This window comes from Natrinema sp. CBA1119, from assembly GCF_002572525.1.
GTDB lineage: Archaea > Halobacteriota > Halobacteria > Halobacteriales > Natrialbaceae > Natrinema.
This window is the reverse complement of sequence record NZ_PDBS01000001.1, coordinates 1,315,624-1,332,901: the sequence shown is the minus strand read 5'-3', so window position 1 is coordinate 1,332,901 and position 17,278 is coordinate 1,315,624. Positions and strand designations below refer to the sequence as shown.

General features: G+C 64.0%; 18 protein-coding genes. 12 read left to right on the top strand and 6 right to left on the bottom strand.

Going from position 1 to position 17,278, the window contains the following annotated elements; all coding sequences use genetic code 11:
- Positions 1 to 7 precede the first annotated feature (7 nt).
- Both CP556_RS06510 and CP556_RS06505 read right to left on the bottom strand, forming a co-directional pair.
- Positions 8 to 235 carry a UPF0058 family protein gene (locus tag CP556_RS06510; RefSeq protein ID WP_098724869.1) on the bottom strand — a complete coding sequence of 76 codons (228 nt, stop codon included), beginning with the start codon at positions 233 to 235 and terminating at the stop codon, positions 8 to 10.
- Between the two features lie 326 nt (positions 236 to 561).
- The gene (locus tag CP556_RS06505; RefSeq protein WP_098724868.1) at positions 562 to 1,674 is read right to left on the bottom strand and encodes a glutamate--cysteine ligase family protein; all 1,113 of its coding nucleotides are present in this window, start codon (positions 1,672 to 1,674) and stop codon (positions 562 to 564) included.
- A 268-nt stretch (positions 1,675 to 1,942) separates the two neighbouring features.
- On the opposite strand from CP556_RS06505, the gene CP556_RS06500 reads away from it, so the two are divergent.
- From CP556_RS06500 to CP556_RS06490, 3 genes are all read left to right on the top strand, one after another.
- Positions 1,943 to 2,551, top strand: coding sequence for an NAD(P)/FAD-dependent oxidoreductase (locus CP556_RS06500; RefSeq protein WP_098724867.1), 609 nt, complete (start codon positions 1,943 to 1,945; stop codon positions 2,549 to 2,551).
- A gap of 115 nt (positions 2,552 to 2,666) precedes the next feature.
- The gene (locus CP556_RS06495) at positions 2,667 to 3,290 is read left to right on the top strand and encodes a VOC family protein (RefSeq protein WP_098724866.1); all 624 of its coding nucleotides are present in this window, start codon (positions 2,667 to 2,669) and stop codon (positions 3,288 to 3,290) included.
- A complete protein-coding gene (locus CP556_RS06490) occupies positions 3,287 to 3,955 on the top strand; it encodes an alpha/beta hydrolase (RefSeq protein WP_098724865.1) in 669 nt (222 codons plus the stop codon). The genes CP556_RS06495 and CP556_RS06490 overlap by 4 nt, the downstream gene beginning before the upstream one ends.
- A gap of 78 nt (positions 3,956 to 4,033) precedes the next feature.
- Here CP556_RS06490 and CP556_RS06485 read toward each other — a convergent pair whose 3' ends face one another.
- Positions 4,034 to 4,450: a universal stress protein gene (locus CP556_RS06485; RefSeq protein ID WP_098724864.1), complete on the bottom strand. Its 417-nt coding sequence runs from the start codon at positions 4,448 to 4,450 to the stop codon at positions 4,034 to 4,036.
- 667 nt (positions 4,451 to 5,117) lie between these two features.
- Here CP556_RS06485 and CP556_RS25865 point away from each other — a divergent pair.
- A complete protein-coding gene (locus CP556_RS25865; RefSeq protein WP_176548141.1) occupies positions 5,118 to 5,294 on the top strand; it encodes a hypothetical protein in 177 nt (58 codons plus the stop codon).
- Positions 5,295 to 5,789: 495 nt separating this feature from the next.
- Here the strand turns inward: CP556_RS25865 and CP556_RS06475 are convergent, their stop codons facing one another.
- From CP556_RS06475 to CP556_RS06470, 3 genes are all read right to left on the bottom strand, one after another.
- Positions 5,790 to 6,884 carry an aminopeptidase gene (locus tag CP556_RS06475; RefSeq protein WP_098724862.1) on the bottom strand — a complete coding sequence of 365 codons (1,095 nt, stop codon included), beginning with the start codon at positions 6,882 to 6,884 and terminating at the stop codon, positions 5,790 to 5,792.
- 78 nt (positions 6,885 to 6,962) lie between these two features.
- The gene (locus CP556_RS25860; protein ID WP_176548140.1) at positions 6,963 to 7,109 is read right to left on the bottom strand and encodes a DUF7859 family protein; all 147 of its coding nucleotides are present in this window, start codon (positions 7,107 to 7,109) and stop codon (positions 6,963 to 6,965) included.
- A gap of 426 nt (positions 7,110 to 7,535) precedes the next feature.
- On the bottom strand, positions 7,536 to 8,552 hold the full coding sequence (locus CP556_RS06470) for an NADP-dependent oxidoreductase (protein ID WP_098724861.1): 1,017 nt from the start codon (positions 8,550 to 8,552) through the stop codon (positions 7,536 to 7,538).
- Between the two features lie 269 nt (positions 8,553 to 8,821).
- Between CP556_RS06470 and CP556_RS06465 the strand changes: the two genes are divergently transcribed.
- The 8 genes from CP556_RS06465 to CP556_RS06430 all read left to right on the top strand — a co-directional run bounded on the left by CP556_RS06465 (position 8,822) and on the right by CP556_RS06430 (position 17,168).
- A complete protein-coding gene (locus CP556_RS06465; protein WP_005554588.1) occupies positions 8,822 to 9,016 on the top strand; it encodes a cold-shock protein in 195 nt (64 codons plus the stop codon).
- A 129-nt stretch (positions 9,017 to 9,145) separates the two neighbouring features.
- Positions 9,146 to 10,018 (top strand): hypothetical protein, encoded by an 873-nt coding sequence (locus CP556_RS06460; RefSeq protein WP_098724860.1) that lies wholly within the window; start codon positions 9,146 to 9,148, stop codon positions 10,016 to 10,018.
- Positions 10,015 to 10,581 carry a cupin domain-containing protein gene (locus tag CP556_RS06455; RefSeq protein WP_343124869.1) on the top strand — a complete coding sequence of 189 codons (567 nt, stop codon included), beginning with the start codon at positions 10,015 to 10,017 and terminating at the stop codon, positions 10,579 to 10,581. Before CP556_RS06460 ends, CP556_RS06455 begins: the two co-directional genes overlap by 4 nt.
- 123 nt (positions 10,582 to 10,704) lie before the next feature.
- Positions 10,705 to 11,814 carry a FecCD family ABC transporter permease gene (locus tag CP556_RS06450; RefSeq protein WP_098724859.1) on the top strand — a complete coding sequence of 370 codons (1,110 nt, stop codon included), beginning with the start codon at positions 10,705 to 10,707 and terminating at the stop codon, positions 11,812 to 11,814.
- Complete coding sequence (locus CP556_RS06445) at positions 11,814 to 12,677, top strand: ABC transporter ATP-binding protein (RefSeq protein WP_098724858.1); 864 nt, start codon at positions 11,814 to 11,816, stop codon at positions 12,675 to 12,677. Before CP556_RS06450 ends, CP556_RS06445 begins: the two co-directional genes overlap by 1 nt.
- A gap of 48 nt (positions 12,678 to 12,725) precedes the next feature.
- Positions 12,726 to 13,832, top strand: coding sequence for an ABC transporter substrate-binding protein (locus tag CP556_RS06440; protein ID WP_098724857.1), 1,107 nt, complete (start codon positions 12,726 to 12,728; stop codon positions 13,830 to 13,832).
- Between the two features lie 59 nt (positions 13,833 to 13,891).
- Positions 13,892 to 14,995, top strand: a complete 1,104-nt coding sequence (locus tag CP556_RS06435; RefSeq protein ID WP_098724856.1) for an ABC transporter substrate-binding protein — start codon at positions 13,892 to 13,894, stop codon at positions 14,993 to 14,995.
- Positions 14,996 to 15,101: 106 nt separating this feature from the next.
- Positions 15,102 to 17,168 carry a DEAD/DEAH box helicase gene (locus tag CP556_RS06430; RefSeq protein WP_098724855.1) on the top strand — a complete coding sequence of 689 codons (2,067 nt, stop codon included), beginning with the start codon at positions 15,102 to 15,104 and terminating at the stop codon, positions 17,166 to 17,168.
- Positions 17,169 to 17,278 lie beyond the last annotated feature (110 nt).

The window sequence follows — 17,278 nt, the reverse complement described above, 5'->3', positions numbered from 1 at the left end:
TTTGACACTATCGTGTGATCTTGTGGGGGTGTCTCTGCACGGAATAGATGAGATCTCCCAGTAGATGGGCAATCGCTTTCTTGTGTGCTTCTTTCCCACAATGGATGTGAGCGGGGCGAACCGATTGTGCGTCGTAGGCAGCAAATGCATCAGGAGGAAGCGTCTCTTCTTGTTCGAGATATCTCCGTATTTCCAACAGCAACGCGTGCAGATGTATGAGTTCTTGTTGTCTCACGTTACCATATATCGCTGTTTCTCTCCTTAGCGTTTTTTGAGACGGGATTTAGATGTACTGATCTGAGTAACAAGTGTGAATGGTAGGTTCATCTGCTGATAGCTTTTACTGCGTCTTTGGTGAAATCAGTATTCGCTCCATGGCCTATATTTATCCCGAGTCGCACGAATATTTTCACTCATGGAAACCGTGCTACTCTCGTACTAAATGCAACTATTTACACACTAATCGCACAGCTATCGTGCGATCGAATGTGCACTGACGTTCAGTGGCTACTTTCTAGTGAGACTCGAGCAGAATATCCGGTACGGAAATAGCTAATCTCGTCAGGCTCGAACGCGGCGGCGTTCGAGGTCGGCCTCGAGCCGATCGGCGGCCCGGAGCCGCAGTTTCTTCGCGCGCCGCTCGGTGATTCGCGAGTCGGTCATCCGGTCCGCGAGCGGGTCGTACTCCGCTGGCGTGAATCCGAGTCCGCGCAGGTAGCGCCGGACTTCCGCCCCCTCGAGGCCGTCGCGAATCGCCGCGTCGGTGATCGATTCGACGGTCTCAAATGTGGGGAGGTGGAGCGGTTCGTCGGTGACGGCGTTCGATTCGATGATCGCGTCCGATTCGGTGGGTACTGCCGTCCCGTCGCGAATCGTCCCGTGCTGGTCCGCGCGGGTGACGATCGATCGCACCTCGGCCGCGAGCCGGAGCACTTGGCTCGGGAGGGCGGCGTCGGGCGAGCGCCACTCGACCGTGGGCATCGCTTTGCGCAGCCGGACCGGGTTCCAGACCGCGTCGTAGGGGCTGAACTCGTTCTCGAAGGTGGCCCGGTCGACGCCGCGCTCGAACGCCCGTTCGCGGAACGAGTCGTAGGCGTCCTCGAGGCGCTGCTCCCACTCGGCGACGCTGTCGACGTAGGGCCAGAGCTGGCCCTGTTCCGGGCAGGTCTCGTAACACGAGCGCCGGTAGAGGAAGGGGCGGGCGCACTCGAGGATGCGTTCGCCGCGGTAGTGTGCCGAACTGTTGACCAGCGCGAACGCCGGGTCGATCGCGGTCAGGGCGTTGAGCTGGTCGGCGACGTTCGACCGCTCGAAGTGGACGTGCGTGCCGGCGCAGACGCGGGCGTCGTCGAACGCCGGCCCGACGATCCGGCGCTGGAGGTCGGTCCCCTCCTTATCGCGGTAGGGGATGTCCGCGGGTGCGACGTTCAGCGGCGTCGCGAGCGGGACGAGCCGCTTATTCCGATCGCGTGCCGCGTCGACGACGCGGCCGATTCGGCCGACGAGTTCCTCGCGGAGTTCGGCCATCGACCCACACGGGGTCGTCTTGATCTCGAGCATCGGCTCGACGAACTCGGGGTCGACCTGCGGCGAAACGTCGAGCAGTGTGTCGGGTGAGACGAGGTCGCCGGCGTCGTCGACGACCCAGTACTCCACCTCGAGGCTGGTGTTCATGGATGTGTCTGTTGGAGCGCGATGTCTGGCCCTCGAGCAAGCCGTCACCGGGCCGTCCGCCGACAGTTCTCCCGTTGGATTCGGTGCTAAGAGCGAGTTACGCGAATGGATTGAGCCTGCGTGCGCAGGTCGTGATGTCCGTTGGCACCGCTCACGGGACCGTTCCAACGTATGATCCGTGGAAACTCACGACACTGACACTGGTGTTACGTGGTGGCTTCGGGGTTGCTGGGGATTGATACCTCTGCAGTAACACTATGTAACTACGATGAGCGATGAGACGACTACGGACGATGCGACAGTGATCGTTGTCGGCGGCGGCCCCGCCGGACTGAGTGCGGCCCTCTTCGCCGCGAAGAACGGCCTCGAGACGTCGGTGTTCGACACCGACGGGACGTGGATGCACAAGGCCCACCTGTTCAACTACCTCGGCATCGGCTCGGTCGGCGGCAGCGAGTTCATGGCGACGGCTCGACAGCAGGTCGACGACTTCGGCGTCGACCGTCGCCAGGACGAGGAAGTGACCGGCGTCAGCGAAGCCGGTGACGGCTTTACCGTCGAGACCGAGGCAGGCAGCTACGAGGCCGACTTCGTCGTCCTCGCGACCGGTGCGAACCGCGAACTGGCCGAGGATCTCGGCGTGGCGTTCACCGACGAGGATACCGTCGATGTCGGCGTTGAAATGGAGACGAGCGTCTCGGGCGCGTACGCGACCGGCGCGATGGTTCGTCCCGAGGAGTGGCAGGCCACCATCGCCGTCGGTGACGGGGCCGCCGCAGCACTCAACATCCTCTCGAGCGTAAAGGGCGAACACTACCACGACTTCGACGTTCCCGACGACGCCGCGCGCGTCTTCGGCGAACACGTCGCGGAGTAATCGCGTCGACGCCGGCGTCTTCGCGGAGTAGCTGCGGAGACGCCGAACTCGCAACCGAACAAATCGCATTCGAACCCACCTCGGTCGGATTCACGACCGATTCGATTCACCCACCATGCCTACCGAACCCACCAATCCAGTCACGCCGGAACTACCCGACAGCCCCGTCCACACGACGGGAACCGATCACATCACCATCTGGGGGAGCAACGAGGCCGATACGATCGAGTTCTACCAGGACCTGCTCGGGATGCCGCTGGTGCTCCGCCAACCCAACCTCGACGACCCCTCGCAGACGCACCTGTTCTTCGACACCGGCGACGGTCGTATTCTGACCTTCTTCGTCAGCGACGACCGGCCGTCGAATCAGCGCGGCCAGCGCGGCGGCACCGGTGCCGTCCACCACCTCTGTTTCAGCGTCGATCCCGACGACTACGAGGACACGATGGACGCGCTCGAGGACGCGGGCCACCAGTACAACGTCTTCGACCGGGGCATCTTCCACTCGATCTACACCACGGACAACAACGGCCTCGTCATCGAGCTCTCGACGGACAAGTACGAGGTTCCCGACGACCGCCGCGGCGAGGTGCTGGCGAAGGCACAGGAGCTCCGCGAGGAAGACGGCGCCGACTACGCCAAGGACGAACACCTCCGCGGTGCGATCGAGGCGCTCGGCCTCGAGCTAATCGAACACGACCTGCCCGACGCCAGCACCGGCGTCGGTGGTGTCGAATGAGCGCGGGGGACCGCGTCGAGGGCCCACATCAGGGCCAGCCGCTGGTCACCGGCGGCACCGACCTCGAGGATGCGACCGCTGCGGTCGTCCTCACTCACGGTCGTGGCGCGACCGCTCGCGGGATGATCCAGATAGCCGACGACGTGGGTCGGGAGGGTGTCGCCTTCCTCGCGCCGCAGGCGGCCCGCCAGACGTGGTATCCGAACTCCTTCCTCGAGCCCGTTGAGCAGAACGAGCCCGGACGGAGCTCGGGGCTGCAGGCCATCAGTGACGCGATCGGTGAGGCCACCGACGCCGGGATTCCGACCGAGCGGATCATGTTGATGGGATTCTCGCAGGGGGCCTGCCTCGCCAGCGAGTTCGTCGCGCGCAACCCGCAGCGATACGGCGGCCTCGCCGCCCTGAGCGGCGGCCTCATCGGCGAGGACATCGATCCGGACGACTACCTCGAGAACGACCCCGACCTCGAGGAGACCCCCGTCTTCCTGGGCTGTAGCGACGTCGACCCGCACATCCCCGAGGAGCGCGTCCACGAGACGGCCGACGTCCTCGAGTCGATGCATGCAGACGTGACCAAACGGCTCTACGAGGGGATGGGCCACGGCGTCAACGAGGACGAACTCGAGTTCGTCTCGGGGATGGTCGCAGCGCTGGTCGACGACTGACTGCGGACTCCGTCACCGACCGATCGCGGTCCACCGAGTGTCCTCCGTAACTGAGTCGCGCTTCGCTCGAGGCTCGACTCAGCGGATAACGGTAACCGGCATGGGGGCGCGCCGGACGATTTTCTCGGCGACGCTGCCGAGCAAGATGCGGGAGAGACCGGACCGTCCGTGACTTCCGATGATGACGTGGTCGATGTCGTGCGCTTCTGCGAACGAGACGATCTCGCGTGCGGGCTTCCCGACGACGGTCTCGGTCCGAAACTCGACGTCGGGATCGCTGGTGATCGCGTCGATCTCGTCGGGGAACTCCGCGGAGACTTCCTCCTCTCGCTCCCGAAGCATCTCCTGTACGATACTGATCCCCGCCTCCGTCGAACTGTCCGCCGCCTCGATGACACGCAGCAACACGATCTCCGCGTCGGGATACGTCGAAAACGCGTGTTCGACCGCCTTCTGCGCGGGCTTTGAGCCGTCGTACGCGACGAGTACGTCCATACGCCTGATAGCTCTCGCGGGAGTATAAACCCGGTCGATAGCAACCGTTCTACTCGACCGAACGACTGATCGTCCTGTTTTCGATCAGTTCGCTAATTGTGTTGCCGATCCCCAGTATCGTTCCGGGTCGGCGACTGCTGTCTCACTTCGGACTGTCCGAGCGGCATGCGGTGGCGCGCGCTGAGTCGCGGTGAACGCCAGTGAACCGCGGCACAACCCCGTGCGAGGGATGAGTGAGTGAACGAAGTGAACGAGCGAATCGGCTGGGGAGGGCGTGGCTATTCCCTGCCGCCACTGGCGGCAGGACACTACCTGCTGCTATCCTCATGCTACAGATCAAATCGGATTGGTCGCCTGTTAGCAAGTAACTTCGAATACGCTCGAGGCCTCACTCACTCTATTCCACATACTTTGCAGTAGTTATAAGTTAATTTGGACCAACAATTAGAACGGAAGCCACACTCCATCAGTCGCGCGGGGCATGCGCCGAAATGCCCCGGGTGCTAGAGACACCCGAGACGTGGCTTCCAACCCACGAGGGTTCGAAAGCCATGATTGCGTACATTCTCGCGGGATATAAACGTCCCGTACGACCGCGGAATCGCCCGTCACGACCAGCGCCGACTTCGGAATCCGGTTTCGACGGGCTCCGTTCTTGGTGGTCGGCATGACCGCCGATCCGGACGCGAACGACGGGAGCGACGACGAGGACTCGCCGTTTCCCGACTGCCCGCGCTGTGGCGATTCCGCGTTGGTCTCGGTCGTCACCGGTCCCCACACCGGGTCCGTCGGTCCCTGTGGCTGTTCGGTCCCGCCGGATGTGTTCCCGCTCGAGCGCGAGTGATATCTCCGCTGGGCCCCTATTTCCTCCGTCGGACTCGAGCCCCGGCGGGCAGCCGACCTCCCGTCGCCGAACGTCACCACCGAAACCACCGCGTCGACGGCTGGGGGTCGGCCCGTAAACGGGACTCGAGCGGGTGTATCTGTGACTGCTCAAGCGGCTTCGAACTGCACTCTCCGTTGGACCTGTCTGAGCAGCGATGATAGATGGTGACGAGTGTCCTGCCTCCGCTGGCAGCAGGGAGTCGCCACGCCCTCCCCAGCCGATTCGCTCACTCCCTGCGGTCGCTCGCTCATCCCTCGCACGATTTCGTGCCGCGGCTCACCCGGCTCACGGTTCCCTGCGGTCACCGTTCGCGTTCCGAGGCGCTCACTTCGTTCACGCCTCGCAATTCGCCGCGGCCCAGCGCGCGCCACCGCATGCAGTTGTTCGGGTTGTTGTAGTCGCGGACGTGAATTAGAGTATCTGAAAAGTCGGCAATGAACGGACTGAGAGTGGTTATTCCTCGAACCCGTCTTCGAACCGGAACGTCCCGTTTCGCTGCACGACCTCCCCATCCACCTCGATGACCGAATCCTCGCTCATGTCGACGATCATGTCGACGTGGACCGCGGAGTCGTTGGCCTCGTTGCCCTCGCCGACGGTGTCGTCGTACGCTCGGCCGACGGCCATGTGGACGGTGTCGCCCATCTTCTCGTCGAAGAGCATGTTGTAGGTGAACTGATCGATGTCGCGGTTCATCCCGATGCCCAGTTCACCGAGTCGGCGCGCGCCATCGTCGGTGTTCAGCACTTCGGTCAGCACCTCCTCATTCTTCGCCGCCGAGTGGGAGACGACCTCGCCGCCCTCGAACTCGAGGAAGACGTCCGTGATCTCCCGGCCCTGGTGATAGAGCGGCATGTCGAAGAGGACCTCGCCCTCGACGCTGTCGGGCTGGGGTGCGGTGAAGACCTCGCCGCCGGGCAGGTTGTGTTCGCCGTGGTCGTTCAGCGTCGGATTGTTCGCGACGGACATCGTCACGTCGGTCGTGTCGCCGCTCTTGATCCGGATCTCGTCGGCGGGATCCATGATCTCGACCATGTGCTCCTGATGGGCGCGCTGTTCGTCCCAGTCCTTGTTGACGGCGTCCCAGACGAAGTTCTCGTAGCCGTCCGTGCTCATCTCCGCGAGCTGGGCGTTCGCCGGCGCGGGGAACTGCGTGAGACACCAGCGCTTCGAGAGGCGCTCCTCGAGAATCGGGCGATGGGCCTGCTGGTGGGCCGCGCTGGTCTCGGGGTCGACGTCGCTGGTCTGTGTGGCGTTGTCCGTCGCGCGAATAGCGATGTAGACGTCGGTATTCTCGACGAGCGCGAGTTCGTGCTCGGGTGTGTCGAACTCGTCATCGGAAGCCCGAAGATACGCGCGCTGCTGTCGCTTTCCGGTTCGCTGGCTGGTCGTGATCGGGTTCGCTCCCCGATCGCCGATCACCTCGTGGAGCGCGACGACCAGGTCCTCGGCGACTGGATGGGCATCGATGACGACGTTGTCACCGTCCTCGAGGTCGACCGAGTGATTGGCGATAATCTCGGCGTGTTCGCGGATTCGCGGGTCCATACCCCGGTATTGACGGGGGGAGGAAAAAAACGGTTCGTGATGGGGATCGATCGGCCGGCGACCTGTGACCGCCCCGAATCAGCGATCGCCGCGCATTCCGTCGCGGAACTCGAGGACGGTCCGCCGCAGGAGGAGATACGCGAAGAAGACCAGCGAGAGGAGGATCACGACGACCGCGATGATGACGGGGTCGTCGGGGATGAGGCCGATGAGGGTGTCCAGCATATTTGCCCGCTACACTGTCAGCGTGGTTAACCGTTTCGACCTCGAGCGGTTGAATCTGTCCGCCCGAACCGGTAACTAAAACCGGCATTTCAGCTTGCGCTGACTATAACGTGTGGCGGTTCCTCCGTTCGAATAGGCCTCGATCGCCGGCCCTCCACCGTCCGAGGCGCGTCCTCGAGATCGGGGCCTGTCGCCCGTCCCTGCGACCGCGACCGGCCGTCCGCCCACTCCCGTCTGACAACTGCGAGGCTGCGTGCGGCCGGACCCTCTGACATCGCTTTCAGGTCACCTCCCCGCTGACATCGTACGCTGGTCCCGCGATCCTCCCCCGTCGCGTACTGCATCGGTCGTCGCTCTAGCGGAGCGGACGACCGACTCGTCGGACCCGCGTTCCAAAGCGGAGAACTGAGCCGCGACACGACCCGTTCAGTCGCCGCGCTCGCCGACCTTGACCAGTTGCTTGCCGATGTTCTCGCCCTCGAACAGGCCGAGGAACGCGTCGGGGGCATTTTCGAAGCCTTCGACGACGTTCTCGCGGTAGCGGATTTCGTCTTCCTGAATGAACGTGGAGAGGCGCTTGAGCGCCTCGGCCCACCGATTCTGATAGTCGCCGACGAGCAGTCCCTCGACCTTCGCGCGGGTCTCGATGAGTTTCGCGAGCTTTCGGGGACCCGTGGGAACCTCGGTCTCGTTGTACAGCGCGATCTGGCCGCAGACGGCGACTCTCGCGTGGACGTTCAGGCGGGGCCAGACGGCGTCGGTGATCGGGCCGCCGACGTTGTCGAAGTAGACGTCGATCCCGTCGGGGCAGGCCTCGGCCACCGCGCTGCCGAGGTCGTCGGTCTCCTTGTAGTTGATCGCGGCGTCGAAGCCGAGCTCTTCGGTGAGCCACTCGACTTTCTGTTCGCTACCGGCGGTGCCGACCACGCGCGCGCCGTTGATCCGGGCGAGCTGGCCGACGACGGAGCCGACCGCGCCCGCGGCGGCGGAGACGACGACGGTGTCGCCGGGGTTCGGATCGCCGACGTCGAGCAGGCCCCAGAAGGCCGTCACGCCGGGCATCCCGAGCACGCCCAGTGCCGTCGAGACCGGACCGAGGTCCGGGTTCACCGGCTGGAGTTCGTCCGCGTCGGCGACCGCGTGCTCCGCCCAGAGGAGATCACCGGTTACCACGTCGCCTTCCGCGAATTCGTCGGCCTCGGACTCGAGGACTTCGCCGACGATGCCGGCCTGCATGGGTTCGCCGACGTTCCACGGTTCGGCGTAGGATTCCACGTCGCGCATCCGCCCGCGCATGTAGGGATCGACCGACTGATATAGCGTCTCGACGAGCACCTCGCCGTCGTCCGGTTCGGGCCGGTCGACGGTGACGAGTTCGAAGTTTTCTGCGGTCGGTTCGCCGACCGGACGACTGGCGAGTTGCCACTGCCTGGTTTCTGCCATACCCGTTCATGGTCGCGCCCCCAAGTCAATATTGGGCTCCCGGAACCTGGTCCGAACGGGACCGCCGTCCCGATCGGCTGCATGCAAACACGCCTCCGTTACTACTGACGGTGGACACCGACGTATCTCGGTACAGCGCCCGGAGGAGACGGACCGAGTGAGTGGTCGCTAAACCCGCCCATACCGGTCCGAACGGGTCTGTTCCCCGACATCGCCGTTCGGAACGAGTCGGTGCCTTTATCACTTCCGGACGCTTCTCTTTAGAAGCAATGGCGAAAGGAACCGTTGATTTCTTCAACGACACTGGCGGCTACGGATTCATCGAGACTGAGGACGCGGACGACGACGTGTTCTTCCACATGGAAGACATCGGCGGCCCGGACCTTGAGGAAGGACAGGAACTCGAGTTCGATATCGAGCAGGCCCCCAAGGGCCCGCGCGCGACGAACGTCGAGCGCCTGTAAGGCGAATTCGAACTGGTATCGGCACTTGACTGCAGTATTTTATCACCCCTGAGCGGCGGCGTTATCGAACGCGAAACTCCTCGTCCGCCCGACCACAATTTTATCTTTCAGTGACACGAACGACGAGTGATGACGGACCACTCCGACGCAGTCACGTGGTCACGTAGCGCGTCGGCGTCAACGCTCGGTCGTCTCTGTCAGTATTTTCAGGTCGGCTTTTTCGGCGGAATGACGCTACTGGTGGTTGCACTCGGAGCCGCAGGGCTTGCTCTCTCCGCCGTAAACGGCGCGTACGGACGACTCGCGCTGTTCGTCTTGCTCTTGCTGATCGGCGGGCCGTTCTCGCTGCTTTACGTGCTCCCGCTGGTCGACGACGAGACGGTCCGCTCCTCGATACGGACGTGGGTGGACCGCACCGGGTACGATCGGCTTCGCCCGCTCCCCGCAGCGGTGAGCGTCCTCGCTGGCGCGGTCGTGATCGTCGGCTCGGTCGCGGTGTCTCCGGTGGCCTTGCTCGCGTTGTTCTTGGTGGTCCCGGTCGGGACGTCGATCGGCATGCAGATGGTGAACTCCCGCGGCGAAATCGATCCCGTGGTGGGAACGGTTCGCGTGAACGACCAGTCGTTCGATCTCGAGGAACTCGCGGCCATCAGCGTCCGCCGCGTGCCCGGGACGGGAACCGTCGTCCTCCGACCGTCGTACGCAACTAAAACGCGAGGGGTGACGGCACCGGGGTACGTCTCAATGCCCCGAGACGTCTATGAGGAGGCCCGACCGCTTCTTGAGGCCGCCGCGAGCGAGACGGAGCGGACGATCCGACAGAGCCGGACCGAACGCGTCGTCCTCGTCATCTTCGGCGTCGGCACGCTCGTCGGTGCGGTCGGCGCCGCGTTCCTCGGGTTCGAGCGCGGGGGCGACGCGCGCGTAATCCTCTCCTACATCGCCTTGCTGGTCGGCTGCTTCGGAATCGCGTTCCTCGCGCTGGCCGCTCGAGAACCATGACGCTGTCGACCCGGACCGTTTTGTGGATCCGCCACCGACTCGAGACCATGACGGTGCCACTGGTCAGACGCGGCGAGGCGATCGAGTACGAGCCGGTCGACGCGGCCGACGGGCTCTCGAAGGGCGTTCTGATCGACGACGACCACGGCGCGCCGAACTTCGCGATTCGGCGGTTCGTCCTCGAGCCAGGTGCCGAGGTGCCGAAACACACCAACGACGTCGAACACGAGCAGTACGTCCTCGAGGGCGAGTACACGGTCGGCATCAGCGATGCGCCGAAGGCGCATCGAGCAGACGGCGATAGCGCGGAGCAAAGTCGAGGGAACTCGGCGAGTTCCCGACCATTGGACGACGAAGTCGTCCAAGACTCCGCGGACCGTTCGAGCGGGCGACGCCCGCGAGAAGAAGCCGTCGACGGCGACGACGAACACGAGGTCGAAGCCGGCGATTCCCTGCTGATCCCGGCCGGGACGGTCCACTGGTATCGTAACGAGGGCGACGAGCCGGGTGCGTTCATCTGTGCGGTTCCGAACGGAGACGACGAGATAAACCTGCTCGAGTGACGGCCCGGTTCGCCGGGCGCCTCGAGCCGAGAGAACTCGACCCGACTGCGGATGCTGACAGCGCCGTGTCATACCGTTCTCCAACCGCAACTACTAAACGTCTTTTAGGCACACCTAAATACGATGGCAGAAGCGCAGTCGGTCGAAGGGCACAGGTCCGCCCGAGAGCGGGAGGGATGGGTCACGGGGATGCTCATCCTGTTTTGTCTGGCGAGCACGGTCGTCACCGTCGTCGCCGGACTCGTGCAGGTAAGCTTCGGGGAGTATTCGATGACGTTCCTCGAGGCCTGGCAGGCGGTGTTCAATCCGAGCGTGATATTCAACCTCCACGCCTGGTCGGCGTTCCTCTTCGGTACGGACCTGCCGGAGATGAGCACCGCGAGCATCGTCGTCTGGACTCTCCGAATGCCGCGGGTGTTCGTCGCGATCATCGCGGGCGCGACGCTCGCGATCTCCGGTGCGATCTTCCAGGCCGTGACGCGGAACGAGCTGGCGAGTCCGTTCGTGCTGGGGGTCAGCTCCGGCGCTGGATTCGCCGTGCTGGCGACGCTGGTCGTCTTCAGCGGTCTCTCACCGTTCCTGCCGCTGATCGCCGCGCTGGGCGGGACGGTCGCGTTCGTGATCGTCTACACGATCGCCTGGAAGGGCGGGACGAGCCCCGTCCGACTCGTGCTCGCGGGCGTCGTCGTGAACATGGTCTTTCAGTCGCTCCAGCAGGGGCTGTTCTTCTTCGCGGACGATCTGGGCGTCGTCCAGACGGCGATCGCCTGGTTGACGGGTTCGCTCACGGGCACCGGCTGGGAAGAAGTACGGATCGCGATCCTGCCGGCGGCCGTGGCGATCGCGATCGCGCTCGCCGGTGCGCGGCAGTTGAACGTCCTCATGTTGGGTGAGAGCACCGCTCGCTCGCTCGGGATGCGCGTCGAACGGGTCCGCTTTGGCCTCTCGGCCGTCGCGATTCTGGCCGCCAGCGCCGCGATCGCCGTCGCCGGTATCGTCAGCTTCTTCGGCCTCGTCGTCCCCCACATCGTCCGGAACACGGTCGGTGGGGACTACCGACGGCTGATGATCGGGTGTCTCTTCGCCGGGCCCGCACTGATGGTTTCCGCCGACGTCGGTGCGCGGCTCGCGCTGGGCGGGACCCAGATGCCCGTCGGCGTCGTCACCGGACTGATCGGCGGCCCGTATTTCCTCTATCTGATGCGGAAACAGCAATCGATGGGTGAGCTATAATGTCACGCACACAGCGGAACGCGGATCGAGAACAGGAGCGGATCACCGACGACAACGGCGTTGCGGTCGAGAGCGCACTGGTCGGCGACGACCTCGAGCTCAGCTATCCGACGAGCGAGGAGACCATCGTCGACTGCGCGCGCCTCGACATCCCCGAGGAAGCGGTGACCGCGCTCGTCGGCCCCAACGGCAGCGGGAAGAGTACCCTCCTGAAGGCGCTCTCGAAGCATCTCGAGCCGGACACGGGATCCGTCCAGATACACGGCGAGGACCTCGACACGTTCAGTCGCAAGGAACTGGCGCGCGAGATAGGGGTCCTCTCGCAGGAGAACGACTCGCTCGGCTCGATTCCCGTCGAGGACCTCATCTATCACGGCCGCTACCCGCATCGGGGCTTTTTCGACGGCGTCACCGAGGAGGATCACCGGGCGGTCGAACGCGCGATCGAACTGGCGGGGATCGACCACCTCCGGGAGTCCGAACTCGGCCAACTGAGCGGCGGCCAGAAGCAACTGGCCTGGATCGCCATGGTGCTGGCACAGGACACCGACGTCCTGTTGCTCGACGAGCCGACCACGTTTCTGGACATTCACCACCAGTTCCGGGTGCTCGAGACGATCCGACAGCTCAACGAGGAGAAGGGCGTCACCGTGGCTGTCATCCTCCACGATATCTCGCAGGCGGCCCGGTTCGCGGACTATCTGGTCGCGATGTGCGACGGCGAACTCTACGACTGGGGGCCGCCCGAAGAGGTCGTGACGGAACAGCTGCTGGCCGACGTCTTCGGCGTCGAGGCCACCGTCGAGTACGAGCCCGAACTGCAGGTGCTGCCGAAGCGCGCGCTCCCGGATAACCAGGACTGACGCCGCCATCCGGAATATTTTTGTACTTTTAGGCCAGCCTAAAACCCGATGACGACCGATTCGAAACGGACGAGACGACGCCTGCTGAAGACGGGAGCAGCGATCACCGGACTCGGGACGACCGCCGGCTGTCTCGGCACGGAGGGGTCGGGGGACGGCGAGGGCGAGTACTCCGTCACGATGGAGCCCGTCGGCACCGTCGAGTTCGACTCCGTTCCGGAGAGGTGGCTCCCGTACACGGGCGATTACGCGGATATGGGCGTTGCGCTCGGGCAGGGTGACGGTCTGGTCGGAATCGGCCTGCAGAGCCGGTACGGGACCCACTATTACGACGACCTGCCGGGCGTCTCGGTCGACCCGGACGACCTGACCGAACTCTGGGACGACGGGACCGGGAAGGAGGTGTTCTACGAGCTCGAGGCCGACGTTCACCTCATCGATCCGAACTTCATGATCAACCGGCTGGGCTGGAGCCAAGACGAGGTCGACGAGATCAGCGAGACCGTCGCGCCGTTCGTCGGCAATACGATTTTCTCGGCCAGTTACGACTGGCACGATTACACCCGCTACACCCTCTACGAGGCCTTCGAGAAGGTGGCGGCGGTATTTCAGGAGCGAGAGCGCTACGAGGCGTTCGAACGGCTCCACGACGATGTACTGGCCGACGTTCGGTCCCGACTGCCCGACGAGCGGCCCGAAGTCGCGGTCCTCGTCCCCGCCTCGGCCGAGCCGGAAGCGTTCTATCCCTACCATATCGAGGACGATACCCAGTCCAAACACTGGACCGATCTTCGGGTCGACGGTGCGCTCGCCGCGAGCGGCGTCGGCGACGCGCAGGCGGCGAGCGGCACCGTCGACTACGAGACGTTGCTCGAGATCGATCCCGACGTCATCGCGATCAGACAACAGGGAACGGTCACCGAGTCGGAGTTCGAGCAGGGGATCGTCTCGTTCATGCGCGATCACAGCGTTGCGAGCGAACTCCGGGCGGTCCGAAACGACCGCGTTGTCTACGGCGGCATGACTTACCAGGGACCGATTATCCACCTGTTCCAGCTCGAGCGGGCGGCCCAGGGAGTCTATCCCGACGAGTTTGGTGGCGAGAAGCTGTTCGACCGGCAGGCGGTCGCAGATATCGTTACCGGCGACACCTGACACCGATCAGTCGGGCGGCTCCGGAACACTTTTACTGTTTTAGGCTGACCTAAAATTCGATGAGCAACGAACGGACGTGGACGAGACGGAATGTGCTTCAAACGGGGGGTGCGCTCGCAGGTGTGAGCGCGATGGCGGGCTGCATCGGAGACGACGGATCCTCGGACGGCGAAACCGCATACACGGTATCGATGCCGCCGGTCGGCGACGTCGAGTTCGAGTCGGTCCCCCAGACGTGGGCCGCCGGCACCGCGGATTGGGCCGACATGGGGATCGCACTGGGTCAGGAGCCGCCGGTCGGCCTCTATATCGCGGGGCGGTTACATACGGGGTATTACGTCGACATTCCCGACGTGAGCGTCGACCCGGACGATATCGAAACGCTTTGGGACGACGAGTTCGGCCCCGAGAAGTTCATGAACCTCGCCGAGAACGTGGACGTACTCGTCATGGATCCGAACTTCCTCACGGGACGGGCCGACTGGAGCGGCGACGCCATCGAGCGGATCAAATCGACGGGGACGCCGTTCTTCGGGAACAGTATCACCTCTCGGGGCTACTCGTGGCACCAGGACTACGACTACCTCACGATGTACGAGGCCTTCGAGAAACTCGCCGAAGTCTTCCAGGAACAGGAACGCTACGACGAGTTCGAGACGCTGCACGACGAGTTCAAGTCGGAACTCGAGAACGTCGTTCCCTCGAGCGACCGACCTGAGGCCGCGGTCCTGTACCCGCAGATCGCGGACGACTCCTTCCTCCCCTACATCATCGACGAGTCGACGAGTTACAAACACCTGCGGGACCTCGGAGTCGAGGACGCGCTCGCGAACTCCGACGTCGAGAACTTCCACAACACCCGCGGCTCGATCGACTACGAGACGCTCCTCGATGTCGATCCGGAGTACATCCTGCTTCGCACCGAGCAATACCTCAGCGAGGAGGAGTTCCAGCAGAACTTCCTCGAACCGATACAAAGTCACAACGCCGGGCAGAAACTGACGGCCGTCCAGAACGACAACGTCTACAAGACCGTCCCGTTCTATCAGGGCCCGATCATCAACCTCGTCGCCACTCAGCGGTTGGCCGAACAGCTCTACAGCATCGACGAGCAACTGTACGACCCGCAGGAAGTCAGCGATATCGTCAACGGCGACTTCTAGGCGAGCGCTCGGTCGAACTCCGCGAGGCGGCGCGCGTTCGGGCCGACCCGGGATCGACTCGCTCGAGTCCGAATCGCTCAAGTACGCCACGCTACTACTCACTGTCGTGTCGAAGCAGGTCCAGCAGGTCGATACCATCTTCTGTCACGAAACCGGTGGCGACTTTCTCGTCATCGTCGAACGTGACGGACAGCGGCTGTTCCGCGCGAAACTCGGGCTCTCGGAAACCTCGGCCGGGCCCCGCCCCGCGAAGTTCCGACTCAAAGATGGCTCGAGCGAGGAGCCCCGCCAGCCCGACGAGTTCGTCGAACTCGCCCGCCGGTCCAAGCGGATCCGCATCTCCGAACAGACCTCGAGCGCCGGTCGGCGCGACCTTCGAGAGATGCTCGAGGGCTACCAACTCGAGGACAAGGTCAAGACCGTCAGAACCTGTCGCTACTGCGCCGGCGCGGGCCGGTACTCGCCGATCACGACCGAGACCGCCGTCAAGGACGACAACGACTGGATCTGTACGGACTGTGCGAAACAGGAACTCGAGCGCCAGCTTTCCTTTTCGGGCGGCGGCGAGGTCTCGGGTGCCGCCAAGGAGCGTCTCGAAGACCTCATGCTGGAAGTACAGGACCTGGAGCGGATCGTCAACCTGCTCAAGGGACAGCTCGACCCCGATCTGACGAAGTTCGATACCATCTCGGCGACGACCGAGGAGGTCGACCCCGTTCGGACGGACTCGTTGACCCTGCATCCGGGTATCCAGAACCTTCTCGAGGACCGGTTCGAGACGCTGCTGCCGGTCCAGAGCCTCGCGGTCGAGAACGGCCTTCTGGATGGCGAGGACCAGCTCGTCGTCTCCGCGACGGCGACCGGGAAGACCCTCGTCGGCGAAATGACCGGCATCGACCGCGTCCTCGAGGGCAAGGGGACGATGCTCTTTCTCGTGCCGCTGGTGGCGCTGGCCAATCAGAAGTACGAGGACTTTCAGGACGAATACGGCCACCTCGTCGACGTCTCCATCCGCGTGGGCGCGAGCCGGATCGCCGACAACGGCAACCAGTTCGATCCGAACGCCGATGTCATCGTCGGCACCTACGAGGGGATCGATCACGCCCTGCGGACGGGCAAGGAGATGGGCGACATCGGGACCGTCGTCATCGACGAGGTCCACACGCTGAAAGAGGAGGATCGGGGCCACCGCCTCGACGGCCTCATCTCGCGGCTCAAGTACACGTGCGAGCAGCGGGCGGCGCGCCGCGAGGAGTACGACGGCGCGCAGTGGGTCTACCTCTCGGCGACTGTCGGCAACCCGACGCAGCTCACCGAAGCGCTCGAGGCGACGCTCATCGAGTTCGAGGAGCGGCCGATCCCGATCGAACGCCACGTCACCTTCGCGGACGGCCAGGAGAAAGTGCGGGTCGAGAACAAACTCGTCAAACGCGAGTTCGACACCGAGTCCTCGAAGGGGTATCGCGGGCAGACGATTATCTTCACCAACTCCCGGCGGCGCTGTCACGAGATTTCGCGGAAGCTCGACTACTCGGCCGCTCCCTACCACGCCGGACTGGACTACAAGCGCCGAAAGACGGTCGAACGCAAGTTCGGCGAGCAGGAGCTCTCGGCGGTCGTGACGACCGCCGCGCTGGCCGCGGGGGTCGACTTCCCCGCCTCGCAGGTCATCTTCGACTCGCTGGCGATGGGCATCGAGTGGCTCTCGGTCCAGGAGTTCCACCAGATGCTCGGCCGCGCGGGCCGGCCCGACTACCACGACACGGGGACGGTGTACGTCCTCGTCGAACCCGACACCGTCTACCACAATTCGATGGAGATGAGCGAAGACGAGGTCGCCTTCAAACTCCTCAAAGGCGAGATGGAGTCGGTGATGACTCACTACGACGAGGCCGCGGCCGTCGAGGAGACGCTCGCGAACGTCACGGTCGGCGGCAAGGCAGCGAAGGCACTTAACGACCGGATGCTCGGCGACGTCCCCACGAAACACGCCATCGGCAAGCTGTTGCAGTACGACTTCATCGACGGCTTCGAACCCACGCCGCTCGGTCGCGTGGTGACCGAACACTTCCTCGAGCCCGGCCAGGCGTTCACGCTTCTCGACGGGATCCGGAAGGACGCTCATCCCTACGAGCTCGTCGCGGATATCGAACTCCGGGACGAAGACCTCTGATCGGGTCCGCGATGTGATCCGTGACTGTCACTGGCGCATCAAATGTCGGCCACGATCGTTTGTGAGCCGTCTCGACGGCCGGAACGGTAAAGGACGGCAGCGTTCAATCG